Annotated in this window: 29 protein-coding genes; 15 read left to right on the top strand and 14 right to left on the bottom strand. The window is 62.4% G+C overall.

The window, feature by feature from the left end:
- Positions 1 to 167 precede the first annotated feature (167 nt).
- Both QM596_RS24275 and QM596_RS24280 read left to right on the top strand, forming a co-directional pair.
- Positions 168 to 1,820 (top strand): sensor histidine kinase, encoded by a 1,653-nt coding sequence (locus tag QM596_RS24275; protein WP_244891395.1) that lies wholly within the window; start codon positions 168 to 170, stop codon positions 1,818 to 1,820.
- Positions 1,817 to 2,500 (top strand): response regulator, encoded by a 684-nt coding sequence (locus tag QM596_RS24280; RefSeq protein WP_030535965.1) that lies wholly within the window; start codon positions 1,817 to 1,819, stop codon positions 2,498 to 2,500. The genes QM596_RS24275 and QM596_RS24280 overlap by 4 nt, the downstream gene beginning before the upstream one ends.
- Before the next feature lie 24 nt (positions 2,501 to 2,524).
- Here the strand turns inward: QM596_RS24280 and QM596_RS24285 are convergent, their stop codons facing one another.
- On the bottom strand, positions 2,525 to 4,099 hold the full coding sequence (locus QM596_RS24285; RefSeq protein ID WP_080910223.1) for an AMP-binding protein: 1,575 nt from the start codon (positions 4,097 to 4,099) through the stop codon (positions 2,525 to 2,527).
- Between the two features lie 222 nt (positions 4,100 to 4,321).
- On the opposite strand from QM596_RS24285, the gene QM596_RS24290 reads away from it, so the two are divergent.
- The 5 genes from QM596_RS24290 (at position 4,322) to QM596_RS24310 (ending at position 9,367) form a co-directional block, all read left to right on the top strand.
- Positions 4,322 to 4,867 carry a hypothetical protein gene (locus QM596_RS24290; protein WP_020968793.1) on the top strand — a complete coding sequence of 182 codons (546 nt, stop codon included), beginning with the start codon at positions 4,322 to 4,324 and terminating at the stop codon, positions 4,865 to 4,867.
- A 126-nt stretch (positions 4,868 to 4,993) separates the two neighbouring features.
- Positions 4,994 to 6,190, top strand: a complete 1,197-nt coding sequence (locus tag QM596_RS24295) for a 3-ketosteroid-9-alpha-monooxygenase, oxygenase component (RefSeq protein ID WP_020906621.1) — start codon at positions 4,994 to 4,996, stop codon at positions 6,188 to 6,190.
- Between the two features lie 51 nt (positions 6,191 to 6,241).
- Entirely contained in the window at positions 6,242 to 7,423 is a 1,182-nt protein-coding gene (locus tag QM596_RS24300; protein WP_019749417.1) for an acyl-CoA dehydrogenase family protein, read from the top strand.
- A gap of 39 nt (positions 7,424 to 7,462) precedes the next feature.
- Positions 7,463 to 8,374 (top strand): biphenyl-2,3-diol 1,2-dioxygenase, encoded by a 912-nt coding sequence (gene bphC, locus QM596_RS24305; protein WP_020968791.1) that lies wholly within the window; start codon positions 7,463 to 7,465, stop codon positions 8,372 to 8,374.
- A 210-nt stretch (positions 8,375 to 8,584) separates the two neighbouring features.
- Positions 8,585 to 9,367: an IclR family transcriptional regulator gene (locus QM596_RS24310; protein ID WP_020968790.1), complete on the top strand. Its 783-nt coding sequence runs from the start codon at positions 8,585 to 8,587 to the stop codon at positions 9,365 to 9,367.
- A gap of 1 nt (position 9,368) precedes the next feature.
- Here the strand turns inward: QM596_RS24310 and QM596_RS24315 are convergent, their stop codons facing one another.
- Positions 9,369 to 10,070 (bottom strand): PadR family transcriptional regulator, encoded by a 702-nt coding sequence (locus QM596_RS24315; RefSeq protein WP_019749414.1) that lies wholly within the window; start codon positions 10,068 to 10,070, stop codon positions 9,369 to 9,371.
- Positions 10,071 to 10,309: 239 nt separating this feature from the next.
- Here QM596_RS24315 and QM596_RS24320 point away from each other — a divergent pair, with 239 nt between their 5' ends.
- The 3 genes from QM596_RS24320 (at position 10,310) to QM596_RS24330 (ending at position 11,557) form a co-directional block, all read left to right on the top strand.
- Positions 10,310 to 10,810, top strand: a complete 501-nt coding sequence (locus tag QM596_RS24320) for a flavin reductase family protein (protein ID WP_020906617.1) — start codon at positions 10,310 to 10,312, stop codon at positions 10,808 to 10,810.
- Between the two features lie 115 nt (positions 10,811 to 10,925).
- Positions 10,926 to 11,312 (top strand): nuclear transport factor 2 family protein, encoded by a 387-nt coding sequence (locus tag QM596_RS24325; protein WP_020906616.1) that lies wholly within the window; start codon positions 10,926 to 10,928, stop codon positions 11,310 to 11,312.
- On the top strand, positions 11,312 to 11,557 hold the full coding sequence (locus tag QM596_RS24330; protein ID WP_020906615.1) for a hypothetical protein: 246 nt from the start codon (positions 11,312 to 11,314) through the stop codon (positions 11,555 to 11,557). The genes QM596_RS24325 and QM596_RS24330 overlap by 1 nt, the downstream gene beginning before the upstream one ends.
- Here QM596_RS24330 and QM596_RS24335 read toward each other — a convergent pair.
- Together QM596_RS24335 and QM596_RS24340 are read right to left on the bottom strand one after the other, a co-directional pair.
- Complete coding sequence (locus QM596_RS24335; protein WP_243617391.1) at positions 11,530 to 12,015, bottom strand: flavodoxin family protein; 486 nt, start codon at positions 12,013 to 12,015, stop codon at positions 11,530 to 11,532. The genes QM596_RS24330 and QM596_RS24335 overlap by 28 nt on opposite strands.
- On the bottom strand, positions 12,012 to 12,212 hold the full coding sequence (locus QM596_RS24340) for a hypothetical protein (protein WP_021334256.1): 201 nt from the start codon (positions 12,210 to 12,212) through the stop codon (positions 12,012 to 12,014). The genes QM596_RS24335 and QM596_RS24340 overlap by 4 nt, the downstream gene beginning before the upstream one ends.
- 92 nt (positions 12,213 to 12,304) lie before the next feature.
- On the opposite strand from QM596_RS24340, the gene QM596_RS24345 reads away from it, so the two are divergent.
- The 3 genes from QM596_RS24345 to QM596_RS24355 all read left to right on the top strand — a co-directional run bounded on the left by QM596_RS24345 (position 12,305) and on the right by QM596_RS24355 (position 15,194).
- The gene (locus QM596_RS24345; RefSeq protein WP_046379814.1) at positions 12,305 to 12,739 is read left to right on the top strand and encodes a nucleotidyltransferase domain-containing protein; all 435 of its coding nucleotides are present in this window, start codon (positions 12,305 to 12,307) and stop codon (positions 12,737 to 12,739) included.
- The gene (locus QM596_RS24350; RefSeq protein ID WP_283310112.1) at positions 12,736 to 13,347 is read left to right on the top strand and encodes an AAA family ATPase; all 612 of its coding nucleotides are present in this window, start codon (positions 12,736 to 12,738) and stop codon (positions 13,345 to 13,347) included. Before QM596_RS24345 ends, QM596_RS24350 begins: the two co-directional genes overlap by 4 nt.
- 404 nt (positions 13,348 to 13,751) lie before the next feature.
- Positions 13,752 to 15,194 (top strand): FAD-dependent oxidoreductase, encoded by a 1,443-nt coding sequence (locus tag QM596_RS24355; protein WP_283310113.1) that lies wholly within the window; start codon positions 13,752 to 13,754, stop codon positions 15,192 to 15,194.
- Between the two features lies 1 nt (position 15,195).
- Here QM596_RS24355 and QM596_RS24360 read toward each other — a convergent pair whose 3' ends face one another.
- The 4 genes from QM596_RS24360 to QM596_RS24375 form a co-directional block, all read right to left on the bottom strand.
- On the bottom strand, positions 15,196 to 15,498 hold the full coding sequence (locus tag QM596_RS24360; RefSeq protein WP_020906608.1) for a hypothetical protein: 303 nt from the start codon (positions 15,496 to 15,498) through the stop codon (positions 15,196 to 15,198).
- A gap of 82 nt (positions 15,499 to 15,580) precedes the next feature.
- Positions 15,581 to 16,411, bottom strand: a complete 831-nt coding sequence (locus QM596_RS24365) for a mycofactocin-coupled SDR family oxidoreductase (protein WP_283310116.1) — start codon at positions 16,409 to 16,411, stop codon at positions 15,581 to 15,583.
- Positions 16,412 to 16,415: 4 nt separating this feature from the next.
- A complete protein-coding gene (locus tag QM596_RS24370) occupies positions 16,416 to 17,213 on the bottom strand; it encodes a mycofactocin-coupled SDR family oxidoreductase (RefSeq protein WP_283310117.1) in 798 nt (265 codons plus the stop codon).
- Positions 17,210 to 18,835, bottom strand: a complete 1,626-nt coding sequence (locus tag QM596_RS24375; protein ID WP_283310119.1) for a flavin-containing monooxygenase — start codon at positions 18,833 to 18,835, stop codon at positions 17,210 to 17,212. The genes QM596_RS24370 and QM596_RS24375 overlap by 4 nt, the downstream gene beginning before the upstream one ends.
- 216 nt (positions 18,836 to 19,051) lie before the next feature.
- On the opposite strand from QM596_RS24375, the gene QM596_RS24380 reads away from it, so the two are divergent.
- Positions 19,052 to 19,492: a hypothetical protein gene (locus tag QM596_RS24380; protein ID WP_019749394.1), complete on the top strand. Its 441-nt coding sequence runs from the start codon at positions 19,052 to 19,054 to the stop codon at positions 19,490 to 19,492.
- A gap of 7 nt (positions 19,493 to 19,499) precedes the next feature.
- Here the strand turns inward: QM596_RS24380 and QM596_RS24385 are convergent, their stop codons facing one another.
- A complete protein-coding gene (locus QM596_RS24385; protein ID WP_019749393.1) occupies positions 19,500 to 20,159 on the bottom strand; it encodes a response regulator in 660 nt (219 codons plus the stop codon).
- A gap of 176 nt (positions 20,160 to 20,335) precedes the next feature.
- Here QM596_RS24385 and QM596_RS24390 point away from each other — a divergent pair, with 176 nt between their 5' ends.
- Complete coding sequence (locus QM596_RS24390) at positions 20,336 to 20,797, top strand: hypothetical protein (protein WP_283310121.1); 462 nt, start codon at positions 20,336 to 20,338, stop codon at positions 20,795 to 20,797.
- A gap of 91 nt (positions 20,798 to 20,888) precedes the next feature.
- Here QM596_RS24390 and QM596_RS24395 read toward each other — a convergent pair whose 3' ends face one another.
- The 5 genes from QM596_RS24395 to QM596_RS24415 all read right to left on the bottom strand — a co-directional run bounded on the left by QM596_RS24395 (position 20,889) and on the right by QM596_RS24415 (position 26,836).
- Positions 20,889 to 22,064, bottom strand: coding sequence for an NADH:flavin oxidoreductase (locus QM596_RS24395; protein ID WP_024487410.1), 1,176 nt, complete (start codon positions 22,062 to 22,064; stop codon positions 20,889 to 20,891).
- 132 nt (positions 22,065 to 22,196) lie between these two features.
- Positions 22,197 to 22,916, bottom strand: a complete 720-nt coding sequence (locus QM596_RS24400) for an ABC transporter ATP-binding protein (RefSeq protein WP_020723665.1) — start codon at positions 22,914 to 22,916, stop codon at positions 22,197 to 22,199.
- Entirely contained in the window at positions 22,916 to 24,766 is a 1,851-nt protein-coding gene (locus QM596_RS24405; protein ID WP_097387723.1) for a branched-chain amino acid ABC transporter ATP-binding protein/permease, read from the bottom strand. Before QM596_RS24405 ends, QM596_RS24400 begins: the two co-directional genes overlap by 1 nt.
- A gap of 1 nt (position 24,767) precedes the next feature.
- A complete protein-coding gene (locus tag QM596_RS24410) occupies positions 24,768 to 25,625 on the bottom strand; it encodes a branched-chain amino acid ABC transporter permease (protein WP_019749388.1) in 858 nt (285 codons plus the stop codon).
- On the bottom strand, positions 25,622 to 26,836 hold the full coding sequence (locus tag QM596_RS24415) for an ABC transporter substrate-binding protein (RefSeq protein ID WP_047890168.1): 1,215 nt from the start codon (positions 26,834 to 26,836) through the stop codon (positions 25,622 to 25,624). The genes QM596_RS24410 and QM596_RS24415 overlap by 4 nt, the downstream gene beginning before the upstream one ends.
- Between the last annotated feature and the right edge of the window lie 67 nt (positions 26,837 to 26,903).

Below are 26,903 nucleotides of genomic sequence, written 5' to 3' on the forward strand. Positions count from 1 at the left end.
GTCTGCCGGCTGTCTGCTGGCTGTCTGCTGGTACCGCTGTGTGAACAGGTTTCATACTGACGCACTTTGTGACTGGGGTCACCATTGGGAAAGCAAATTGATTTGTGCTCATTGTGCTCACGAACAGCTGCTTTCCCGGCATCGAACCGAAGGCTAGGGTCTGGCTGGTGTCCTCAGGAAACGAGCAGGCCGAGCGAGAGCGCAAGTCGCCTCTGCGTGAGCGCCTGTTCCGGCGCCGGCACACTCTGGCGACCCAACTTCTCGAACTGCAACTTCTGATCGTCGTCGCAGTTCTCGTGTGTGTCACCGCCCTCTCTCTCGCTCAGTCGTCTGCGAGTTTCCAACGCGAGGAGGGACGTCGCGCACTCTCGGCAGCGGAATCACTCGCAGCCAATCCAGCGGTACGTGAACTACTCCCCCAGGCTCAGACTCGTCTCCGCTCCGGACTACAAGGTTCGGTCGACTCGGTGCGCGCCATCTCGGGCGTCACCTACGTCTCGCTTGCCGACGCCGACGGCAGTGTCGTCATTTCGACGCGTCCCGGCGATGTCGGCATCGACGCACGTCAGACACAGGATCGGTCATGGACGGGTTTAGTCGACACGTCCTCAGGCAAGGCAGTGGAAGCGCACGTTCCGATTCTCGGCAGTGAAGGAGGGATCACCGGAACCGCGATCGTCGGCATCGAGTACCCCTCGATCTGGACGCGACTGCTGCAATCTGCACCGAACCTCCTGGTATACCTCGCGGTGGCCTCGCTTCTCGGGGGCGTCGGTTCGATCCTGTTGGCCCGCAGGGTCAAACGGCAGACCCTCGGCATGGAGGCCCGCGAGATCCTGGACCTGGTTCGCCAACGTGAGGCGATGCTGCGTGGCCTCAAGGAAGGTGTCATCGCATTCGATGCGCAGGGAAAGGTGGTGCTGATGAGCGACAGTGCCCACCAACTCCTCGACATCCCACGCGGGAGTGCCGGTAGATCTGTGCGAGACCTCGGTCTCGACGACCGACTCCAGAGTGTACTGACCTCCGGCACAACCGAATCCGATCAGTTGGTTCTTGTCGGAGATCGACTACTCGTCCTCAACACCGTCTTGATCGAATCGAAAGGCCGCACCATCGGGTCGGTCACCACCTTCCGCGACCGCACCGAATTGCGCTCCGTGGAAGAAGAACTCGACGTGACCAAAACCAGCACGGACGCGCTACGCGCCCACATCCACGAGTTCGACAATCAGTTGCACACCATTTCCGGCCTCATCCAGCTCGGCGAGTACGACGAGGTGGTCGGCTACGTCGAGGGCCTGACCATGGAGCGCGCACAGGTCAGTGCAGCCGTGACCGACAAGATCGCCGACGTCGGCACTGCCGCACTCGTGATCGCCAAGATAGGTGCCGCTGCACAGGGATTGGTCACCGTGGAACTGACCTCGGACACGCACCTTGACTCGGTTGATCGCCGACTCGGCCGAGACCTCGTGACGGTGGTCGGAAACCTCGTCGACAATGCCGTCGACGCTGTCGGTGAGATGCCGGAAGCGTCGCGCCGCAAGGTTCGATTGTCGATTCGGGGCCGTGGCACCGCCGTCGAAGTGCGGGTCGAGGACGCCGGCCCCGGTATCGCGCCGGAGAATCGCGACAGGGTTTTCGGCCAGGGCTGGAGCACCAAGGGACAATCGAGCGACGGACACGGTTTCGGCTTGGCACTGGTACGCCTGACGTGTCGTCGACGCGGTGGCGACGTCACCGTGAGCAGTCGTTCGACAGAGGGCATCGAATGGACTGTCTTCACCGCAGTCCTACACGACGGAGAGGGCGCATGATCCGGGTACTGGTGGTCGACGACGACTTCATGGTGGCGAAGGTGCACAGCGGATTCGTCTCGCGGATAGACGGTTTCGAAGTGTGTGGCGTTGCCCATTCGGCCGATGCCGCGCTGGCCGCAGTCGGTGAGTTGCAACCCGACCTGGTGCTTCTCGACGTCCACCTGCCTGGCACCACCGGACTCGATCTGATCGCCCCGTTTCGCGAGCTGGCACCGGAGCTGGATGTTCTTGTCATCACGAGTGAGCGCGAGGCCGGCTCGGTCAAGAAGGCGCTGCGCAGCGGCGTCGTGCATTACCTGATGAAGCCATTCACGTTCGAGGTTCTCCGTGAGCGTCTCGAGCGTTACCGATCGACATACGCGAATCTCGACAGCCCCGGCGAAGCAGAACAGACAGCAGTGGACGAGGCCTTCGGTGTGGCAGGTGGCGCGCCCGGGGCGTCGTCCCACAAAGGTTTGCCCAAGGGACTCAGTCCCGAGACTCTTCTGTTGGTCGAGACAGCTCTGCGAGACGACACCGAACCCGCCTCGGCAACAGACATTTCCGAGAGAGTCGGTATCTCGCGCGCGAGCGCGAGGCGCTACCTCGAGTACCTCTACGAGTCCGGGCGGTCCACCACCTCGCTGAAATACGGAGTGGTGGGCCGCCCGGAGCGTCGTTACGTCTGGAAACGCTGACCCTTCGCTACACGACGCTGGTTCCTAGACTGCGCGGGCGCTGGTCTCCCAGTACCGCGCGCGCAGTGCCTTCTTGTCCAGCTTGCCCAGCGGTGTCAACGGGAGTGAATCCACGAAGTCGATGCTCTTGGGAGCGTGAACCGAACCCTTGGCTGCCTTCACCTTGTCGACCAGTTCCTCGGTGTCCACGGTCAGTCCGGCACGAAGCACCACGCAGGCCTTGACGGCTTCGCCCCACTTGTCGTCCGGTACACCGACTACCGCCACCGATGCGACGGACGGGTGCGCCGAGATCACGTCTTCGATCTCGCGCGGGAACACGTTGAAACCACCGGTCACGATCATGTCCTTCTTGCGATCGACGATGGACATGAACCCGTCCTTGTCCTTACGTGCGATGTCTCCGGTGTGCAGCCAACCCCCACGGAACGCCTCGGCGGTTTCGGCCGGCTTCTTCCAGTAGCCCTTCATGATCAGCGGGCCGCGCACGCAGATCTCACCGAGCTCTCCCTGCGGCACCTCGTTGAGGTCGTCGTCGAGCAACCGGACGTCGAGCCATGGCACCGGCCGCCCACAGGTCGCGAGGCGGGCCGGATCGTCGGCGACGTGTTCTTCCTTGCGCAGCACCGAGATTGTCATGCCGCACTCGGTCTGACCGTAGAACTGGAAGAAGATCTGCCCGAACTTCTTGATGCCCTCTTGCAATCTGGCCGGGGACATCGCGGACGCTCCGTAGAACAGCGTTTGCAGACTCGATACGTCACGCTTGGGCAGATCGGGGTGGTCCATGAGCATGTAGATCATGGTGGGCACCAACATGGTTGCCGTGATCTTGTGCTTCTCGATCGCCTCGAGCACGGCCCCCGGTTCGAAGGCGGGCAGGACGATCAGAGCGCCGCCGCGCAGCAAAGTCGGGATGAAGAACGCCGCGCCTGCATGTGAGAGTGGCGTGCAGATGAGAAAGCGGTTGTCCTCGGGCCACTGCCACTCCGACATCTGGATCTGATTGAGCGCTGCACCCGAACGGAACGATCCCACAACACCTTTGGGCTTGCCGGTCGTTCCACCGGTGTAGACCATGCTGCTGGCGTCTTCGGCATCGACGTGCGCTGCCTTCAGCGGCGCAGGCTCGAATGTCGCGGCCAGAGCAAGGATGTCGATCCCCACTTCGGACGGGCCCATCGAGAGCACGTTGGTCAGCGAAGGCGACGACGCCTTCAACTCGGCGGCGCGCTCTTCGAAGGCGTTGGGATCGAAGATGAGGGTCTCGATCTCGGCGTCGTCGACGATGTACTTGTGGTCGTCGAGCGATCCCATCGGGTTCAAGGCACTCGCCCGGCAGCCGGTGATCATGGTCGCGCCCATGCTGATCAGCACCTCGGGGCGGTTCTTCGACAGCATCGCGGTGCTGGTGCCCTGAGTGATTCCCAACGACGCGAGAGCCTGGGCGAAGCAGCTGATCTGATCGCGCATCTGCCCTCCGGTGAGGATCACGTCTCCGAGGTACAGCGCAGGCTTGTCGTGATTGCGTTCCAGAGCGGTGATGAGCAGGTCCGGACCGTATACCGGTCGGTGCAGGTCAGCGAACTCGTCTGTCATCTGGTCTTCCTTCTGCTCGGCGCGTGCAGTCATCGAGATGTGCTCCCGGTCACGGATACGATATCCAGAATTGCACAAAACTGGAACAGGTTCCACCTCTTCGATCGAATCCGAGAATGCTCCCGATCAGCGGGAAGCCCGTCGTCACCCGCGAGAGCGGTGATTAGCGTCGATGTACCCACCGAGACGACAGCGTCTCGGTCGCGTCCAACGGAGAGTGTCATGACTACCAACCTCGGTACCGCCCACTTCACGGCATCTGCTCCCCGTACGTCCACCACGCTCCTCTCGGATTTCGACTCGCTGTACGGCACCGTGCGCTCGGCACCCGACGGGTCCGTCGTCGAACAGGACGTCGTGTTCTTCGGGCGCCCTGATCCGGGCGCGCTGCTCACCGGATCCGTGAGGCCGCTGGGCTCGACTCTCGAGCGGATCACCGAATACCACGACCAGACCGGGCATCTGGTTGCCGAGGTCTTCGTCCGGGAAGCCCCGACAGCGGGCACCGGAACCGATTCCGTTGCTGCCCTTGCCGATTTCGCCGCTCGTCGTTACGGCTCGGCGTCGCTACGACGGTTCCGCGGACGTTGCACCGCAACTTCCGCGGGAGCAGATCTGAACTGCTCCGTGACGGTGCTCGCTACGTACGAGAAGGACCACGAGAGCGTCGCCGACGTAGCTCTGGTCGCCACCGATCCCACCGGGGTCGTCACCGCTCGGGCCTGGGCGACTTACGCGATCGACGATGTGGCGACACTCGCGAGCTGAATCTCTGCAGGTCACCGAGCGGGTGTTCCATCCAGCGGGAACTGCCGTATCTCCAGAGGACGCTTCGTCGTTGTATGAGACGGATCACATCACTGGAGCGTCGCAAGACGCGGCTCGGAGGAAGACATGGCACTCGGAACCGGCCCACTCACCACTACGGACGCCTCGACGCAGTCGGGCGCCGGCGAGGAAATTCGAGAAATCGAAGCGGCAGCGCCCCCGGCGCGGTTCGCGCGTGGATGGCACTGCCTCGGACTGAGCAATACCTATCGCGACGGTCAGCCCCACCAGATCGAGGCATTCGGCACCAGCCTTGTCGTCTTCGCCGACAGCAAGGGCGACATCAAGATTCTCGACGCCTACTGCCGCCACATGGGTGGCAACCTCGCTCACGGAACCGTCAAGGGCGATTCGATCGCCTGCCCGTTCCACGACTGGCGTTGGGGCGGTAACGGAAAATGTACGGCGATCCCCTACGCACGACGCGTTCCGCCGCTGGCCAAGACACGGGCGTGGACCACACTCGAGAAGAACGGTCAGCTGTTCGTCTGGCACGATCCCCAGGGAAATCCCCCGCCCGCCGAGGTCACGATTCCCGACATCGAGGGCTTCGGAAGCGATGAGTGGAGCGACTGGAGCTGGAACACGCTCACCATCGAAGGCTCTCATTGCCGCGAGATCGTGGACAACGTCGTGGACATGGCCCACTTCTTCTACGTTCACTACTCGTTCCCCAAGTACTTCAAGAACATCTTCGAAGGTCACGTAGCGAGCCAGTACATGGAATCGGTGGGACGTGAGGACATCATCAGCGGCACCAACTACGGCGATCCCAACGCTGTTCTTCGTTCGGATGCTTCGTATTTCGGTCCGTCGTACATGATCGACTGGATCAAGAGCGAAGCCAACGGGCAGATCATCGAAACTGTATTGATCAACTGCCACTACCCCATTTCGAACAATGCCTTCGTGTTGCAGTACGGCGCGATGGTCAAGAAGCTTCCCGGTATGGACGACGAGTCCACTGCCGCGATGGCCGCGCAGTTCACCGAGGGCGTCGAGATGGGATTCCTTCAGGACGTGGAGATCTGGAAGAACAAGGCCCCGATCGACAACCCGCTGCTCTCGGAGGAGGACGGCCCGGTTTACCAGTTGCGGCGCTGGTACAACCAGTTCTACACCGATGTCGAGAACGTCACGGAAGACATGACGAAGCGCTTCGAATTCGAGATCGACACTACCCGCGCAGTGGAGAGTTGGAAGCGGGAAGTCGCCGAAAACGTTGCCGCACGTGACGCCCAGGCGCTCGAGACAACCTCCTGATTCGCAGTCGAAAACACTGCTGAGACAACCTGACTGAACGCAAGGAACAACATGACGTACGAAGTGCTCGAACAGATCAACGCGATGGCCGACGACATCTTCGCCGAAGGCATCGAGGCCGAGCGGATCGGCCGGGTGGCCGACGACACCGCCAAGAAGATGAAGGCAATCGGTTCCATCCGCATGCTCCAACCCAAGGAACACGGCGGAATGGAGGCGCATCCTCGCGAGTTCGCCGAGACCGTGATGCGCATGGCTTCGCTCAATCCCTCGGCCGGCTGGGTACACGGGATCGTCGGAGTTCACCCGTGGCAGCTCGCGTTCGCGGATCCCAAGGTGCAGCAGGAGATCTGGGGATCGGATCCCGACACCTGGATGGCATCGCCGTACATGCCCGGCGGAATGTGTATCCCCACCGACGGCGGCTACAAGTTCTCCGGCCGCTGGCAGTTCTCTTCCGGCACCGACCATTGCGACTGGGCTTTCCTCGGTGCGATGGCGTGCGACAAGGACGGCAACATGGAGATGCCGCCGCGCATGCTCCATGTGATCATTCCGCGCACCGACTACGAAATCATCGAAGACTCGTGGGATGTCATGGGACTTCGCGGCACCGGCTCCAAGGACCTCGTGGTCAAGGATGCGTACGTCCCCGATTACCGCGTCATGGACTGCGACGAGGTCATCGACGGAACGGCGGTGCGCAAGTACGGGCGCACCGAGACGCTGTACCTGATGCCGTGGTCGAACATGTTCCCCCTCGGTATCACCGCCGCCACCATCGGCATCTGCGAGGGAATGCTCTTCCACGCCAACGAGTACCAGGCCGATCGCATCAACGCACAGGGCACGGCGGTCAAGGACGACCCGTACACCTTGTTCGCCATCGGTCAGGCAACTGCCGACATCCGGGCAGCCCGCGACACCCTGCTGGCCAACGTCGACCGCATGTGGGATCGAGTGGATGCCGGCAAGGAAGTCACCTTCGAGCAGCGCGCCGAGGGACGTCAGACTCAGGTGCAGGCAGCGTGGCGCGCAATCAACGCGATCGATCAGGTCTACCCGCGCTGCGGCGGCAACGCACTGCGGATGGACAAGCCGCTTCAGCGATTCTGGCGCGACGCCCACGCGGGACAGCACCACGCAATTCACGTGCCGGGCACTGTATTCCACGCCGCCTCGCTGAGCCGTCTCGGCGCAGATCCGCAGGGTCCGCTGCGGGCGATGATCTGATCAGACTTCGACACAAGAAATCGACAGGAACAGAACACGATGACACACACTGACATCAAGGGACTTGGCTACGTCAAGATCTCGACCAACGACATGGCACGTTGGCGCACTTTCGCTTTCGATGTTCTCGGATTCGCCAAGGGCAGTGGGCCGGACGAGAACGCTCTCTACCTACGACTCGACGAGCGTGCTGCTCGCATCGTCGTCGTCGAGGGTGAGCGCGACGAGATCGTCAACATCGGTTGGGAGGTCGCCGATCACGCCGCACTGCGCCGCGTTCAGGAGTCCCTCGAAAAGAACGGCACCGAGGTGGAGCAGCTTTCGCTCGCCGAAGCGGATGCTCGACGGGTCGAAGAGGTCATCGCCTTCACCGATCCCGGCGGAGCAGCCATCGAGGTCTTCCACGGCGCGATCCTCGACCACAGCCCCGTGGTGACGCCCTTCGGCGCTCGATTCGTCACCGGCGCACAGGGTCTCGGCCACGTCGTGCTCCCGGTGATGGACAGTGCTGCGAGCTTCGACTTCTACACCGAGGTGCTCGGCTTCTACCCGCGCGGCGCCTTCCGCCTGCCGGCCCCGCCCGAATTCGGGCCGCTGCGAATCCGTTTCATGGGCGTCAACGAGCGTCACCACAGCTTGGCCCTGTGCCCGGCACCGCACGGCGGCGCACCCGGCCTGATTCACATCATGGTCGAGGTCGACACCCTCGACGCTGTCGGCCAGGCTCTCGACCGCGTGATGAAGGACGGATTCTCCGTGTCGTCGACCTTGGGTCGCCACACCAACGACAAGATGATCTCCTTCTACGTCCGCGCACCCGGCGGATGGGACATCGAGTTCGGCACCGAGGGCGCGAAGGTGGATCAGGACTCGTACTCCTCCGAGGAGATCACCGCTGACAGCTACTGGGGCCACGACTGGTCCGGAAGCGAACCGCTGGCAGCTATGTAGTACCTGTCGGCGACGATGTACTACCTGCCGGTAGTAAACCAACGAAGGGGCTTGCGCGAGCATTCGCGCAAGCCCCTTCGTCGTTTCCACCGTGACGCGCCCGAAAACAGACCGGTGATCCACTTCACAAATCCAGAACTCTATGACACTATTTCTAATTGAAATAGCCAGTTCACTGGTTGTGGAGCTCTAAGAGAAGTGAGGTACACGATGACACTGCAGGCTGTGGATGCTTTAGGCGCCGATTCGGCCCCGACAGCAATTCTCGATCGCGTCTCGCTGGTTCTCGACGCCTTCGACGGTCCCGGCAGGTTGACGCTCGCTCAGGTCGTTCGGAGCACGGGCCTGCCACGCTCGTCTGCCCACCGCATGCTCGAACGTCTCGTCTCGATGCGTTGGCTGCGCCGCGACGGCCGCGACTACGAACTCGGTATGCGCCTCGTCGAACTGGGATCGCTCGCGGTTCATCAAGACCGCCTCCACGCTGCAGCCATGCCGCTCCTCCACGAGCTCTACCGCGTCACCGGCTTCGTGGTTCACCTCGGCATCCTCGACGGGCCCGATGTGGTCTACATGGAGAAGATCGGCGGACGCCTCGCTGCCGCGGTGCCGACGCGTGTGGGTGGTCGACGCCGGGCCGAGACCACTGCGATCGGCCAGGCACTGCTTGCATTCGGTTCGCCGAAGTCCTCGGGCTACGCACTGCCCCACCTCGCCAGGATTCGCGAATCAGGGGTGGCATTCGAAACCGGAAACGGCCTACCGGGATTCAGCTGTCTCGCGGCACCGATCGGCCCCATCGGCCGCGCTGTTGCCGCGGTATCCATCTGCGCGCCGTCGAAGGCTCTCCGACTCGACCACGTCAGCGCAGCGCCGGTTCGGATGGCGGCCGCCGCCATTTGGCGTGGCATCGACGGCGGATCGCTGAGCGTCACTCCGACGTTGCAGCGTCGTCACCTGCTGCGCAACATGCCGACCGCAGCCGGGGCCTGACTCAGATATTCGAGCCGTTGCCGGTGAGACCGGCTTGCTCGAGCGCCAACACGTACTCCTCGACGTTCTTCCATCTGCCAGGCGTCGAGGGCAACGGCGATCCCAGTCGGTCGTGCTCGGCGACGTTCGCGAACTCGGCGGACGCACGATCGATGTCTTCGAGTAGTTCGCGAGCAAGTTCGATCTCGGCTCGGAAGTACCGTTCCGACCATCGCAACGTCATGACCGGGAACGACCAGGCCGGCTCGTTCTCGGCATGATCTGCGTGGAGTTTCGCGCGTCGAATCTGCTCTTCGACGTTGGCGATATGGGCTTCGACCAGTGCCTTCAGTCGCTCGGGTTCGTTGAGGTGTCCCATCCACAGACGCAACATGACGCCGTGCTTGAGCACCGGGACTTCCACCGGCGCCTCCCGTGACCACGTCCGGACGGCGTCGGTTCCTGATTGGGTGATCGAGTAGAGGCGCTTGCCCCGTACCCCGGGCTCGGAGACGACCCGGGACTCCACGAATCCGATGCTTTCGAGCTTCTTCAGCTCTGCGTAGACCTGGCTGATGGACGGGCTCCAGTAGAAGAAGCCGACACTCCAGTCGGCCCACTTCTTCAAATCGTTTCCGGTCAGTTCCTCCCCGAACGTCAGCATCCCGAGCACTGCCCAGCTGGTAGCGGGAAGTCCTCGGGACACGTCATCAGGTTCGGACATGCCCGAAGTCTAACAATCACTGGTGATTTGCTGGTTTCGTAGAATCCGAACGGACCGCTGAGCGGGATCAAATTTGCCCGAGACCCCTCCACCTGACACTCGGTCGGTCCGAACCCGTGGCGAGAAGCCATTGCTGCCATTGAGTGGGACTGCCGCTGGATTACGACCGCGGCGCCACACATCGTTGCTTCTGAAGCTGTTTGCAGAGTTTTGAACAGAGATTTGAACAAGGAGACGACATGACCGTGGAAAACGCCGAGCCGCCAGTTCTGGACGGACGCACACTTCGCAACGTGATGAGCAATTTCTGCACTGGCGTCACCGTCATCACCGCTCACGATGGAGACTCACCCCTCGGCTTCACCTGCCAGTCTCTGGTCTCGGTATCGCTCGATCCCCCGTTGCTTTCGTTCTGCCCGGCGAAGACGTCGACAAGTTGGCCGAAGCTTCGCGAATCCGGAACTCTCTGCATCAATGTTCTCGCCCACGATCAGCAGGACATGTGTTCGGCGTTCGCTCGCGGCGGGACCGACAAGTTCCTCGGCGTCGAGTGGGACGCGGCCGGCAACGGTGCTCCGGCGCTCAGCGGCGCACTCGCTCGCATCGAGGCCACCGTCGAGCAGGAGCACGACGCCGGTGATCACACCATCGTCGTCGCACGAATCACCGATCTGAACGTGCTGCGCCACGATGGTCCGCTTCTGTTCTACCGCGGCGGCTTCGGACGCTTCGACGCCTGAATTTCTTGCGGGCCGTCCCGCTGCGTGGGAGATTGCGACGCCGAATCGAGACGGCACCGATAGCGTCCGAAGTAGTTGTCAGACCCTGAACTTCTCGACTGATCGGACTAACTCGATGACCACTCTCGAACCAGACACCACGGCCGCGATCACGGCGACGGTTACCACCTACCTCGACGCCGTGGCTCGCGGATCGTCAGCGGACATCGCCGCCCTCTACGCCGAGAACGCGACACTCGAAGACCCGGTCGGCAGCGAACCCCGTGTCGGCAAAGCGGCGATCACCGAGTTCTACGGCGCTCTCGAGGGCGGTTCGCAAGAGACGGAGCTTCTCACCTTGCGGGTGAGCGGATCCAGCGCGGCCTTCCACTTCCGCGTCGTCACACCGGTGGGCGATCAGGTCTACGAGGTCGAACCGATCGACGTCATGACTTTCGACGCGGACGCCAAGATCACGAGCATGCGCGCGTTCTGGTCACCGGCCGATCTGATTGCACGCTGATGCGTCAGGTCAGCTGTCGGAACTGCGGAAACCGCGTTCTGGTCGAGAAATACAGCGAAGCGCACACCAGCGTTCAATGGCTCGAAGAATCGCAAGTGGTGTGCCCGGAACTGGGGCGTGAGAACGGTCGAGCCAACGCTCAGCGGACGTGTGGCGCTCTGCGTCAGACGATCAACGACCTTGCCGACGCCGGTGAGCTGGAGATGAGCCTGCGCAGCTACCCGGTGCCGGGCAAGCTGTCCTGAACGCTACCGCGTAGGACTTCGGCGAACGTGCGCGCCGATTCCAAGTCGTCGGCGTTCGGCCGCCCCTTCCGGATACCGCCGAACGGCTTGAACGGAAAATACGTATCCCACGCACGGGACGAGAAGGCTGCGACCACATCGAAGCCCTTCTGCTCGAGCAGCTGAACCAGTGGACGCGAAAAGCGATGAATCCCCTTGTCGGGAAAACCACTGGTGGCGAAGACAAAAGCTTTGGATCGCCGTTCTTCGGGGAGTGCCTCGATGAACGAGCGTAGATCTTCGTGGTACGAGCGTAGGTAGATGCCGGAGCCGAAGCCCACCAGGTCGCAGTCAGCGAGCTGCGCGGCGTCGATGTCACCGGGCTCGACCACGCGAGCATCGAGAACTTCTCCGATGACGTCGGCGATACGCTTCGTATTGCCATGGGAGACAGAGGTACACACGATGATTGCCTTCATCGACTGCCTTCTTTCGTCGCTGTGTGTGGGACGCCATCTACGTTCTCGCGCAGGTAGATCCAGGTGATGAATCCCCCGCAGATTGCAAAAATCACGGCGACAACCGAATATGCGTCGAGCGGAAACCCAGTCCAGATCAAGCCTGCAACAAGGACCATCGCACCAACAGCCAGACCTGCCGATACTTCCTTGGACATACGCATCCCTCCCCTGGTTCATCACTGACAGTTCCAGGATAGAGGTACCAGCGAAGCTACGGACAGCCGTGACGGTGGGGAATGATGCCGGTATGTCAGCACGATTGAAAGGACGCAGGCGCGCGGTCAACGCTTTGCTCGTCGACGTCGAACGATGGGCCGCTGAGCACGATGACGTCAAAGCTGTAGCGCTGGTCGGGTCCTACGCGCGCGGCGCGGAGCGTATGGCGAGTGATCTTGATCTGATGATCCTGGCCGACGACGCGAACGCGCTCGCAAATGAAGACTGGTTCGTGCGGCTCCGCCCCGACGCGCGATTCATCAGAGCCGCAAACTGGGGGCCAGTTCGAGAACGACGCTTCCGCCTACGGTCCGGCCTCCTCGTCGAGCTGAATTTCGCGAGCGAGAGCTGGGCGGACGTTCCGCTCGACGCGGGCACTCGACGTGTTCTCGAAGACGGTCACCGAATCCTGTACGACACGGGGCCTCTTCGTGTCGCTGCGAGTGCAGTAGGAATTGATCGATGAGCACTGCGTCGGTCTTCGAAACCTTAGCCGCCCAAATATCCGCGTTGCGCGGCTCGCCTCTCGTCGCGATCGACGGTGTCGACGGGAGCGGCAAGACAACCTTCGCTAAAAGCCTTAAAGCACAGCTGAATACACGCCCCGCCATCGTGATTCACGTCGACGACTTTCTGAATCCGCCGGAGATTCGTCATCGTAGAGGTCGGCAATCACCGGAAGGCTTCTGGCTCGACAGCTACGACTACGACGCCCTCGAACGACATGTTCTCGATCCGTTGGGGCCGGGCGGGAGCAGAAGGTACCGACAACGGCGGGACAGCGACGCGTACCTGCATGCAGCCGATGGAGCGATAGTCCTTGTCGAAGGACTCTTCCTGCATCAAGACGAACTCGCCGAACGATGGGACTATTCGATCTTTCTCGACGTGCCCTTCGAGGAGACCGCGCGGCGAATGAACCTTCGCGACGGAACGAACGCGGATCCGGATCATCCTTCGATGAACAGATATGTGGGCGGGCAACGGCTTTACTTCGCCGCTGCAAAACCCTGGACCCGAGCCGACTGCGTCATCGACAACTCCGACCCGGGCATGCCGCGCATCCACTCCTGATATCGCGTCGAGATCGCGAGCGATACTCGTATTCCGCCATCCCTCCCTGCCTGGGAACTCTCCCGAACGGTCGCGAGAAGTCGCGTAGGGTTTCTCAATGACGTCACCAACTGCCTCCCGCATCAGAACTCTGAACTGGATCGCATTCGGGATCGGGATTCTGCTGACTGCCCTCGCAATTTACGATCTCGTTCAAGGCGAGCGTTCAACCAGTGTATGGATCGCCGTTGTGTGTTGGCCGATTGTCGCAACACTCAGTGCGGTCCAGCTATTCAAGTCGAGACCCAACAGCTGAGTACTAGATGGGCACCCACTGATCCTCAGGCGAATGTCCGGAACAGGCCTTCTCTCGCTCACCGGGAAGGCACGTATGAGGCGCCACCATCCGACCATAGCTTTGTGACATGGACAACAACGTCGATGTCATTGTCATCGGATCGGGCGCTGCCGGATCCGCCGCAGCACTCCAAGCACACGCTGACGGCGCGTCGGTGGTGATTCTGGAGAAGAGTGGACGCGATACCGCGGGCGGCAACACTCGACTGTCCGGCAGTGGATGGTTCGTCAACCAGGACCCTGCCGCCGCCCGCACCTTCCTGCGTTCGTTGAACGGAACGTTCACCGTTGCCGACGACGTCATCGACGCCTGGGCAGAGAATACGCAAGGACTGTCCGACTGGCTCCGCAGTCTGGGTGCAACTGTGGCGATGACCGGCGATTTCCATTCCACGGCGGAGTACGGCGAACTCGACGGAAGTTCTTGTTACGCAGGGATGGATACCATCGAAGGGAAGATGGGCAATGAACTTCTCTACCGCTTCCTCGTTTCCGCTCTCGCTGAACGCGGCATCACAACTCTTTTCGACACCGAAGCCACCAGACTCTTGACGGATGAATCCGGATCGGTGACCGGAGTCGAGATCCGTTCGGGTGAACAAACTTCGCAGATCCATGCGCGCCGAGGTGTCATCCTTGCCACCGGAGGTTTCGAAGCAAATCCGGCCATGGTGCGCGATTACCTACGCCTGGAGAATCCGAAGATCTGGGGCTCACCTTCCGCAACAGGCGACGGCCACCGGATGGCACAGGCAGTGGGCGCGGATCTGTGGCACATGAACAACATGATGACCATTACGGGAATCCCCGGCGACCTCGAAAATCCGACTGGATTCTTCCTCGCACTGTGGAACGCGCACAACTATGTGTTCCTCACCCGGGAAGGTCGACGCTTCACCGACGAGTCAGCCGAAATGCGGCACGGTCATGTGTTCAGAGAGGGTTCCTACCAACACTTTCCGGTGCAACCGATGAACATTGTGTTCGACGAGACGATGAGGTTGGCCGGGCAGCTGAGCCCCGGTCGCGACGCACTGCCCGTCGGACACATGGTCCTCGACGAAGGATACGAGTGGAGTTCGGACAATCAAGCCGAGATCGACAAGGGTTGGATCGTCAAAGCGGACACGCTTGCCGAACTCGCCGGGAAGCTCGGCTTGGACCCCACCGTCGTGGAAACGAGCGTGCACCACTACAACGAGGCGTGCGCGGACGGTGTAGACCATTCCTTCGGCCGCAATCCGGAAACTTTGGCCCCGGTGGCAACCGCTCCGTTCTACGCCGTCTCCGGGCCGCCACTGCTGGGATGGAGTAGCGGTGGGCCGCGCCGCGACGGTCATTCCCGCGTCCTCGACACCGCCGGTAGCCCGATTCCGGGGCTGTATGCGGCGGGCGCAGTGAGTTCCACCTACAGCGCGGCGAAGGACGGTGGATTCCATATTGCCGACGCCTTCGCGTTCGGTCGTGTTGCCGGCGCCCATGCTGCCGCGCGCGCGACAGCGGGCGACTGAGTCACGTACGAGCGGCCTTGACCTCGTCGAAGAACGCGACGACGGCGGCTTCGTTCTCCGGCGGAACGGTGAGCGATGCCCGTGGACCCGCTACCGCGATGGAGTCGTCGGCGAGCCGGTTTCCAATGGTGAGTTTCAATCCCGATTTCGACGGTTTCGCCTTCACCGCAATGTGTTCGACATGCCAGCGAGCCACTTCGCTCGTGCTCGCGGCGGTGCGGTCGAAGACCTCCACCGTGCGGTGGTCGAGGACCATGACGATGTTGGTCCCGACGGTGACTTCCAGATAGCGTCGTTCCGCCACGGTGTGCGCCTTTCGGTTAGGTGAAACCGACGCTACACACCGTGGCGGAACCCAGCGCGACAAACCTCAGCTATTCAAAACTTCAGCGGGACGAACTCCCCGCATCCACCGGCAGGGCGACCGACGTGATGTAGCGGGCCTCGTCGGAGGCCAGGAACAGTGCCGCATTCGCTACGTCCACCGGTTCGATCCACGGAATGGCAAGCATGTTCATCGTCATCGCCGCCGCAGCGAATTCCTCGCGCGTCGGGTTCTCGAGATCGGGGCGGAACTTGCCGCGCACCAACGGGTTCTGAATCATCGGGGTGTCGACGTTGGTGGGATGGACAGTGTTGACCCGCACGTTGTACGGAGCCAACTCCTTTGCCAGCGAACGCATCAGACCAACGACTCCATGCTTGGCTGCGGTGTAGTGCGCAACTCCGACCAGCCCCCGCAATCCGGCGATGGAGCTGGTGAGTGTCATCGATCCCCCACCTCGCGCGATCAAATGCGGCGCCGCAACCGTCGTGGTGTGCCACACCCCGGTCAGGTTCACGTCCAACATGGTCTGCCACATCGTTTCCGACATCGTCAGAGCCCCGTCGGAAGACGTGATACCAGCTGTAGCGCACACGATGTCGAGTCCGCCGAGCGTTTCGACCCCCGAGTCCACCGCGCTGCGTAGTGCCTCAAGATCCCGAACGTCCACTACCGCAGATTCGACCTTTCGCCCCAGTGCCTCGATCTGGGCTACCGTCTCGGCGAGATCGGATTCCGACGCGGGCGGGGTGACTGTCGTTTCCACCGACGCGCACACGTCGATCGCGATGATGTCCGCACCTTCTTCGGCGAATCGCACGGCCTGAGCCCGGCCGATTCCTCGTGCCGCACCCGTGATCAGCGCGATCTTGCCTTCCAATCGAGAAGTCATCAATTCACACTTTCTGGGTCAGGCCGGCGTCGACCACCAACTGACAGCCGGTCATGTAGCGGGACTCCGCGGATGCGAGAAACAGGACGGCATTGCTGACATCCACCGGATCGACCCAGGGAACAGGTAGCAGGTTGCGTGCGCTCAGTACTGCAGCGGCGTCTGCTTCCGTGGGATTCTCGACGTCCGGGCACAGGTTCGCGAACACTCGCTCGTTGATGATCATCGGGGTACGTACCGAACCCGGATGCACGGAGTTGACGCGAATACCCTCCGCGCCCAACTCGTTGGCCAGCGTTCTGGCCAGGCCCACCACGGCGTGCTTGGCGGCGCTGTAATGACTCGCTCCGGCAATACCTTTGATTCCCGCTGTCGAGCTGACCAGAACGACGGATCCACCGTCGCCGAAGTGCGGAACACAGGCCTTGACGGTGTGCCACGCCCCAGTCAGATTGACGTCGAGCGAGCGGTTCCACACTGCAGGATCGATGGTCCACGACGGTCCCGGCGTGTCGTACACGCCTGCATTCGCGACGACGACGTCCAACCCGCCGAGTTCGGCGACACAATCGGCGACTACCGCGGCGAGATCTTCGAAGTCACGAATGTCCGCGACGCCGGTGACCGCCACGCCTCCACGCTCGCGTACCGCCTGGGCGGTCTCCTCCAGCTCGGACTTTGCCTGCACGACATCCAACGCGATCACGGACGCGCCTTCGTCGGCGAGACGCTCGCAGTGTGAGCGGCCCATCCCGCCGGCCGCACCCGTCACCAGTACACGAAGACCCTCGAGGCGACTCATGCGTGCACCGCGCTGTTCAGTTCGAAGCCTCGGTATCCCGCTGCTGCCACGTCTGCACAGATGTCGGAGTAGACACCGAATCCTCCGATGAATGGCATGAATATCCTCGGTTTTCCCGGAATGTTGGCTCCCATGTACCAGGAGTTCGCGGATGGAAACAGCGTCGCCGACGCCCGGCGTGAGCATTCGTCGAGCCAGTTGTCCACGGCTTCGGCACTCGGTTCGATGTTGTCGATGCCCGCCGAATCGAGGTGGTTGATCGCGCCCGCGATCCAGTCCACGTGCTGCTCGGCAGCGAGAATCATGTTGGACAGCACACTCGGGCTACCCGGCCCGGTGACGATGAACAGGTTGGGGAACCCGTGTACTCCGAGGCCTAGATACGTCCTTGGACCCGCATGCCAGTTCTCGCGCAACGTCTCGCCATTGCGGCCGCGGATCTCGATGCGATCGAGCGCTCCCGTCATCGCGTCGAACCCGGTGGCGAACACCAGCGCATCCAGTTCGTAGTGCGCATCGGCCGTCTTGATTCCAGCCTCGTCGATCGCCTCGATCGGTGCGGACTTGAGATTCACCAGGCTGACGTTGTCACGGTTGTAGCTCTGGTAGTAGTTCGTGTCCGTGACTATCCGCTTGGTTCCGATGGGGTGGTCGTTCGGAATGAGCAGGTCGGCGATCGCCTGATCCTGGACTTCCGAGCGAATCTTGCGTTCGGCAAACGCTGCCGCTGTCCCGTTGGCCTCGATGTTGCTCGTCTGGTCTGCGAATGTCTTGGCGAACAGGACACCGCCGAGCTTCCACCGCTCCTCGTATGCCGCGTTTCTCTCGGCCTCCGAGACTTCGAGGGCGCTGCGAGGATCCGAAACGAACGGCGATCCACCGCCACTGCGCTTGGACAGCGCTCGACGCTCTGCGTAGCCGGCCTTGATCTCGGCGCGGCGCTTGTCATCGAGAGGCGTGTTTCCTGCCGGCACACTGTAATTCGCGGACCGCTGGAACACGTAGAGATGATCGGCCTGCTCGGCGATCAGCGGAATGGACTGGATGCCCGAAGATCCGGTACCGATCACGCCGACTCGTTTGCCGGTGAAGTCGACTCCCTCGTGCGGCCAGAAACCGGTGTGGAACACATCGCCACCGAAGGTCTCACGGCCCGCAATGTTCGGAACGTTTGCGGTCGAGAGGCTGCCCGTGGCGCACACGACGAAGCGTGAGGTGACGTCGTGACCGCCGTCGGTCTGTACTCGCCACGTGGCAGTACCCTCGTCGAACTGTGCGCTCAGAACGCGTGTGTCGAAGGTGAAGCCAGTGCGTAGGTCGAAGCGATCAGCCACGTGATCGAGGTACGAGAGGATCTCCGGTTGCGCGGCGTACTTCTCGCTCCAGTCCCAATCCTGTTGCAGCTCTTCGGAGAACGAGTAGGAGTAGTCGAAACTCTCGACGTCACAGCGTGCGCCGGGGTAGCGGTTGAAATACCACGTGCCGCCCACTCCGGAGCCCGCCTCGAAGCCGTGGACGCGCAGCCCCTGCTCGCGAAGTCGGTGCATGGCGTACATGCCAGCGACGCCGGCGCCGATGACTACGACGTCGAGTGGTGCGGTGGAGAAGTCAGGATCGGTCATGGTGGTCACGCTACGAGTGGACTGGTTGGTAGAGGAACGGGTTCTCCCGCTGGGTGGGCTACGGCAGTGGAGAGCGTTGGTGTCCACCGATCGGGGGACACCGATGTCATCCAGCACTCGGACCCGTAGGTGGACAGACCCGAAGGGATTTCGGGGCCATAGTTGTCTCATCACCGAAACACGGTCACCGAGGCCGACAAATCGAGGAGAAACATCATGGCTACCAACACAATTCGACCCGAAGCAATTTCCTTCTCCGGCCTCAGCATGGCAGCTCTGGTCGCCCGCGCCGCCGGTGCGAACGCTGTGAAGTCGATAACCGACACATCCGTCACGACGGCGATGATCAGCAATTCGGGCTTCGGGGCCCTGTATCTGGTCGACGCATCCAATCCGAACGGCGACTGGATCGTCCCGCCGGCCGACTACATCCTGCCGAACATGAACGTCAACGTGGTCGCCACGAGCAAGAATCAGAACGACTTCCCCGTCGTGCTCACGTACCGCTCCGACGACGGTGGAGTGTTTGTCTTCAGCGCCACCAACTCGAAGACCAGGGCAGACGCCGGCGGAACGTACGCCCCCGACGGCCACGACGTCACGGTGACGATGACCTCGGGTTACCCGGCCATGAACGTCACGTACGTACTGCGGTGACTCCCGTTCACTCCAACAGACCCTGCCGCATCGCGGCGGCGACGGCGGCGCCTCGATCGTTGACTCCGAGTTTCTCGTAGAGGCGCTGCACGTGGGTTTTGACGGTCGAAGGCGCAAGAAAGAGCTGGGAGGCGATGGTGGGGATACTGGCGCCCTGTGCGATCAATCCGAGGACTTCACGCTCACGGGCGCTGAGAGTCGGGCCGGACGGCTCGCTGCGACGACGCACCTCGCCTACCAGTCCGGCAGCGATGCTGGGCGGCAACACATCTCGGCCCGCGGCGCAGTCGAGCACGGCGCTCACGATCTCGGCCCGGGTGGATTCCTTCGGCAGGAATCCGGCAGCACCCGCCTGCAGAGCCTGATATACGACGGACGATTCGTCGTGAGCACTGAGCAGGAGCACCCTGGTCGGCAACTCGTCTCGAACCACTGCTGCTGCCACCTGGGTCCCGTCCAGGTGCGGCATCCGGAAATCGATCAGCGCCACCTTCGGGCGTAATTCCCGAATCATTGCGAGCGCAGCTGCGCCGTCGTCGGCCTCGCCCAGAACGTCGATGCGGTCACTGCCGGTCAGGGCCCGAACCACGCCCTCACGAAACAACGGGTGATCGTCGCCGACCACCACGGAAACCTTGCCGACCACCGGCTTCGTGCCTTCTCGCATTGCTCACTTTCTCACGCCCGTACCAGCAATGCGAGCACTTGCGCCTCCCCCGATCGGGGGACACGCGATTCAACCCCGCCACGGCCCCGTCGGCGGACATACAGCAGCCCTGATTCGCGACAAGATTGATTCATCGCCGAGAACGGCAACCACACACCAGCCCAGGAGCAGACATCATGCGTACCAACACCACTCGCTTCGTAGCAGTCACCGCGATCGCCCTCGCTCTCGGCGGAACCGCACTGGGAACCGCGGCGGTCGCCAACGCCGGCACCATGCCGACGGACGGCCCGACGGTTGCCATGACCATCACCAACAACACCGACAACCCGATGCTGCTGGACAGCGCGTCCAACCCCTACGGACAGTGGATCAACGGCCCCCGCTCCTACCTGGCTCCGCACACGACCGAAATCGTCACCGCCTACAGCAGCGATCCCGGCGGCATCGGTGTCGACGTCACCTACAACGTGGCCGACGGAGTCCAGACCGTCATGGCAGCCAACAACTACGCCGGCAACCCCACCCTCGACGGGACCCGCATCATCGGTGACCCGACGCACGTCATCCTCACCGACTACATGGCCACCGGCTACCCCACGATGAACGCCTCCTACGACGTCTTCACGCAGAACTGAACCGAGCGTTGAAGCAACCACGAACTTGATCCGCTACGGCCCACGACCCGGTATCCGCATGGATGTCGGGACGTGGTGTGCGCTGACCAGCTCAGACGCGTTCGACCAACACGCAGCGGGCACCACTGAAGATCGTAGGCATGCACTTGTTGCAGTGGATGCACAGTGATTGGGTATCGGATTCGGCTGCGATCCGATTGATCAGATCCGGTTCTCTGAGCAGTGCCCGTGCCATGGCGACGAACTCGAACCCTTCCGCCATTGCGGTATCCATGCCCGCTTTGTCCGTGACACCGCCGAGCAGCACGAGCGGCAACTTCACCGCAGCACGGATCTGCCGAGCCTCTTCCAGCATGAACAGCGGCTTGTACGGATAGGCATGCAACATGCTCTTGCCCACCAACTGCACACCGAGCCGAACAGGCTGCGGCATCGCGGCGGCAAACTCGCGGATCGGCGCATCGCCCTTGAACAGGTACATCGGGTTGAGCAGTGAGCTACCCATCGTCAACTCGAGCGCATCGACACTTCCGGATGCCTCGAGCCACTGCGCCACCTGGATTGCTTCGTCCACCCAGAATCCGCCTGGCACACCGTCGTCCATGTTCAGCTTGGCCAAGATCGCGATCTTGTCGCCGACGGCGTCGCGCACACTGCGCGCAGTTTCGAGTACGACGCGAGCCCGATTCTCGAGCGATCCGCCGTAAGAATCCTTACGACGGTTCAGTTTCGGGCTCAGGAACGAGCTCGCGAAATAGTTGTGGCCGAAGTGGATCTCGACGGCGTCGAATCCTGCCTCGACGGCAAGTCGCGCAGCGCTCCCGTGCGCCGCCGCAATTCTGGTGATGTCCGCTGTGGTGGCAGTGCGAATCATCCTCATGCTCAACGGATTGAACGAACTCGACGGTGCCAGCGCGGGCAGTCCGGTCGACTTCTGATTCGCGACGGGGCCGGCGTGCCCGAGCTGCGCCGATGCCGCTGCCCCTTCGGCGTGAATGGCATCGGTGAGTCGTCGCAGTCCGGGGAGGGCATCGGGCCGCATCCACAGCTGGCCGTATTCGGTGCGCCCTTCCGGTGCCACGGCGCAATACGCGACGGTGGACATCCCGACTCCGCCGGCTGCCGGGCGGCGATGGAACTCGATCAGCTCGTCGGTGACCAGGGCGTCGGGAGTTTTGCCCTCGAATGTCGCGGACTTGATGATTCGATTTCGCAAGGTCACCGGGCCCAGCTTTGCCGGGGCGAGCACGTCGGGAGCAGTCATCAAGTTTGCCTCTCGCAGGGGTTGTTTGCTGGACGGTAGATCGATGGTCCAGAGCTGGCCAGCCCCCGTGCCACGGAGCGGGAAAACAACTTCAGCCCGGCCTACGTGGCCGGGCTGAAGTGACATCGCTGCAGATCAGATGCGTCCGAAGTACGCGTCCTTGAGCACTGCCAGGTCGTCGATGTCCTTGGCGTCGGCGTCGAGGACCACCTTGCCGATGTCGAGGACCGTCACGTGATCGGCGACGCTCATCGCGGCCTCCACTGCCTGCTCCACCAGCAGAACAGCCAGGCCGGTTTCCTTGAGCTGCTGGACGCGGTCCATCACCTCACCGACGATCACCGGAGCCAGCCCGCCCGACGGTTCGTCGAGAAGGAGCAACCGCGGCTGCGCCATCAGCGCTGCGCCGATCGCGAGCATCTGCTGCTGACCGCCCGACATGGAACCGGCGGGAAGCGCACGCTTCTCCCCCAGGATCGGGAACATCTCGTACATGGACTCGACGGATTCCATCAGCTCGCCGCGCTTTGCCTTGCGGGTGTACCCGCCCAGCAGAAGGTTCTGCTCGACGGTCTGCTTGTGAAAGACCCGCTTACCCTCCTGCACGTACGCCATACCCTGCCGCACCCGCTTGTGGGCGGGAACTCCGGTGATGTCGGCACCGTCCATTTCGACGGTTCCAGAGGCCACCTTGTTGAGGCCGGACAGAGCACGGAGCGTGCTCGTCTTGCCTGCACCGTTGCGTCCGAGCAGGGCTGTCACCTGACCGGGATAGACGTCGAACGAGACATCCCAGACGACGCGCAGATCGCCGTACCCGGTCTGCAGGTTACGGACCTTCAGAATCGGTTCCATCACTTCACCTCGCTGGTCTGATGGTCTACCGCGCCGATTTCTTCGAGCAGCGCATCCTCATCACCGGACTTGACTCCGAGGTATTCGCTCAACACGCGCGGGTGATGTTCGATCGTCGCCGCATCGCCGGTGGCGATCACCTGCCCCTGCGCCAGTACCACGATCTCGTCGGCGAGCGAGAGCACGAGGCGGAAGTTGTGCTCCACCAACACCACTGTGGCCCCAGCATCTCGCAGTACCCGGATCAGGTCTGCCAGGCGTTCGAGTTCGTCCTCGTCGAGTCCGGACGCAACCTCGTCGAAGAGTACGACCCTCGGCTCGGCGATGACGGCGCGAGCAACTTCGAGCATGCGACGCATCCCCAGGGGCAGCGACGTCGCGATCTCGTTGCGCAGGTGCGACATCCCCACGAGCTCGAGAACACGCTCGGCCTCGACGATGTCGGCCTTCGCGATCCTGCGGAAGCTGGGCAGGCGAAGCACAGCCGACGCCATCGACGCGCGGTGCACCGAATACCGTCCGGATGCAACAGCTTCCAGAACCGTGATGTTCTCCGGAATCGTCGGAGTTTGGAACGTGCGCGCCACCCCCACGCGCGCCACCTTGTGCGGCGACGACTGCGAGACCACCGTGTCACCGATTGTGATCACGCCGGCGTCCGCGGTGTAGAAGCCGCAGATCATGTTGAGCATGGTCGTCTTACCCGAACCGTTGGGCCCGATCAACGCGGTGACCTTACCGGCCTCTGCCGTCAGGGTTGCCGCATTGAGTGCCTGGTTACCACCGAATGCCTTGGACACTCCGTCGACCACCAACCGAGCGCCATTGATCGGCGCCAGTTCCGGTGTTCCGCCGCTGTTTTCCTTTGCGACGACTACGCCCAGGCCGGCCCTGCGATCGAGTTTCGAGACGATCGCTCGCCCGACCTTGGTCAGCCCACCGGAGAGCAGCACACCGCCGATGATCAGGAAGCCTCCGTAGAAGATCAGCGAGTATTCCTGAAATGCCGTCGACTGGTTGGGACCGAGCTGCATGATCGCGGCACCGACTACGGCGCCGTACACACTTGCCGCACCGCCCAGGATGGATGCCGCCAGAACCGCTGTCGCAAAGGTGAACCCGAAGGCTTCCGGCGAGATGAACAGGTCGGTATTGGCGAACAACGCACCCGCCAGACCGGCCGGGAACGCACCGATCGCATAGCCGAGCAGTTTCATCCGGAACACCGACACACCCTGCGACGACGCCAGCACCGGCGACTGCTTGAGCGTGCGGAACGCGATGCCGTGGCGCGAGACCACCAGGTTGCGCATCACCGCGAACCAGAGGACGGTCACCACGACAACCACCATGTAGTACTGCTGGGTGTCGAGTTCGGAGCCGAAGAGCGTCGGCGGCTCCATACCGGTGAGGCCGTTTCGGCCGCCGGTCTTGCCGCCGAAGATCGCCAGTACGTCCGGCACGAGCAGCACCAGGAAGAACGACGTCATCGCCAGGGACCAGTTGCCCAGTCGCAGACCGGGAACGCCCGTCAAGATGCCGACGCCCAATGCCACGGCACCGGCCGCAGCGAGCTGGACCAGGATGTCGGTGTGACCGGCCTGGGACATCAGACCCGCGGTGTATGCACCCGCCGCGTACATCGCGGCCTGGCCGAGCGCCAGTTCACCGGCAAAGCCGAGGCTCAGGTTCAGGCCGCTGACCACAAGTGCCAGGATGCAGGCCAATTGAATCTGCCGTGATGTCGACAGGTCGAGCCCCATCACGGGCAGCAGCAAGATCACTACCGCCAGGACCAGCGGGATGATCCAACTCGGAAGGGAACGGAAAGTCCGCCACGCGCTTACCATTTCACACCACCCGTTCTCGGACGTTGCCGAACAAGCCGGCAGGTTTGACCATCAAGATGATGATCAGCACCGTGAAGACGGCGATATTGCTGTACTGACTTCCCGCCCACAGGGCGGTGAACGATTCCACCAGGCCGACGGTCAGGCCGCCGATCAAAGCACCTGGCAGAGAGCCGAACCCGCCGATCGCCAACGCCACGAATCCCTTGAGGGCCAGCGCGGCACCCAACGTCGCAACTGCAAACGTCTTGGGGCCGACAAGGAGTCCGAGGACACCGGCCAACGCACCCGAGAAGGCAAACGCACCCAGCGCCAACCGTCGTACATTGACTCCTCGCAGCATCGCCGCTTCACGATCCTCGGAGATGCCGATCAGAGCCAGACCCGTCATGGTCTTCTTCGAGACGTAACTCAACCCGATGACCAGTGCGATCGCCGCAACAAGCAGAGCGATCTCGACCGGGTAGGTACGGCCGCCGAGTAGGGTGATCGGTTCGTTCGATCCGAAGAACGGAACCGTGAGAGGTTCACTACCCCAAATCAATTGAGTTGCACCATTGAGCAGAGTGGCAACGCCAAGCGTGGTGACCAGCTGGTTCTGGTGATCGGCCACCGGTCTGATCGCGACGATCTCCTCGACCGAGGCGAGGAGCATCACGGTCACGGTTGCCATGACGGCCACCACGAGAACGGGAAGTTTCAGGGTCACGAGACCCGTGTAGGCGACGAAAGTGCCCACCATCATCAGCTGAGCTTGAGCGAAGTTGAACGTGTTGGAGGAAACGAAAACGATGTTGTACCCGATGGCAACCAGCACGTAGACCGCGCCGAGCGCCAATCCGGACCACAGAATGGTCATGACGCAGCCGGGTTTCCGAACTGACCGTTGAGGATCTTCGTCGGGCTGATGAACTTCAGCTCACTGGTATCCGGGTTCGGGCCGTGGTTGTCAGAGCTGAAGTTGTAGCGCGAGAGGAATGCGGTCTTGGCATTCTCCTGAACCTCTGCGGTTTCCAGTGCTTCGGCGAGCTTCTTCGGATCGGTCGAACTGCCGACCTTCTCCGCTGCTGCCGCGACGAGGGGGAATGCGTCGTAGTTGTCCGCGAGGATCAGCGTCGACGGGATCGAGCCCAGCGACGCCATCGTGTCCACCATCGTGTTGACGAGCGCGTTGTTCGGATCGAACACCGTGCTGGTGAACACCTGCGTCACCAGGTTCTTCACCTGCGGGGTGCCGAGCACGCCGGCGGGCGGATCATTGGCGATGAGGTTGGTGGCAGAGACCGACGTGTTGCCGATCAACGGCACGTCCCAGCCGAGTCGCTCCAGGCTCTGCAACACGTATCCGAGCGGGGCGCCGTACGCGTCCAACGCGATTGCCGTTGCACCGGCATTCTTGAGCGACTGCAACTGCGCCGTCATGTCCAGAGCAGCGGCGTCGTATTCTTCGTTGCCGGCAGCTTTCAGACCGACTTTCTCGAGCGCACTGGTCATCTCCTCGCCGAAGAGTTCACCGTAAGCGGTACTACCGTGCAGGACTCCGACGCTGCTGTAGCCCTTGGTTTTTGCATACTCGGAGATGCCGCGAGCGGTGTCGGTCGCGCCCGGAGCCAGGTCGAAGTTCAGCGGGAACTTCGAGGGGTCCGTGGAATCGGGAGAAGGCGCCATGCTCAGCGAGAGGATGTTGTTCTGCTTGAGGATCGGGAGAACCGCAGCCGCGATCGACGAAGGACCCGAGTTGAGGTAGAGGTCAGGCTTGTTCCCCGAGTTGATGGCTTCGCGCAGCTTGGTGACGGCGATGGTTGCATCACCCGCGTCGTCGACAGTGGTGAGCTCGATCTGACGGCCGCCGATGCCCCCGGCCTCGTTCTGGACCTGAACGCCGGCCTTCGTGGCCAGCAGGGAAGTCTGCGAGTTCGCCGCGAGAACACCCTGCGCACTGATCCCGCCGGTCAGCAGGACGCGGTACGGCGAATCCGCGCCACCTTCGGACTCCGAAGAACCACTACACCCCGCGAGAGCCAGAGCCGTCACGGCAACTGCCGCAACAAGAATGGGCCGACGATTCATGTCTGCACTCCTAGAACACATGTATGCACCGAACGTCAGGCGAATACCTGACGAAAGAAGGATCGGC

Source organism: Rhodococcus sp. IEGM 1406, assembly GCF_030056745.1.
Taxonomy (GTDB): Bacteria; Actinomycetota; Actinomycetes; order Mycobacteriales; family Mycobacteriaceae; genus Rhodococcus_F; species Rhodococcus_F erythropolis.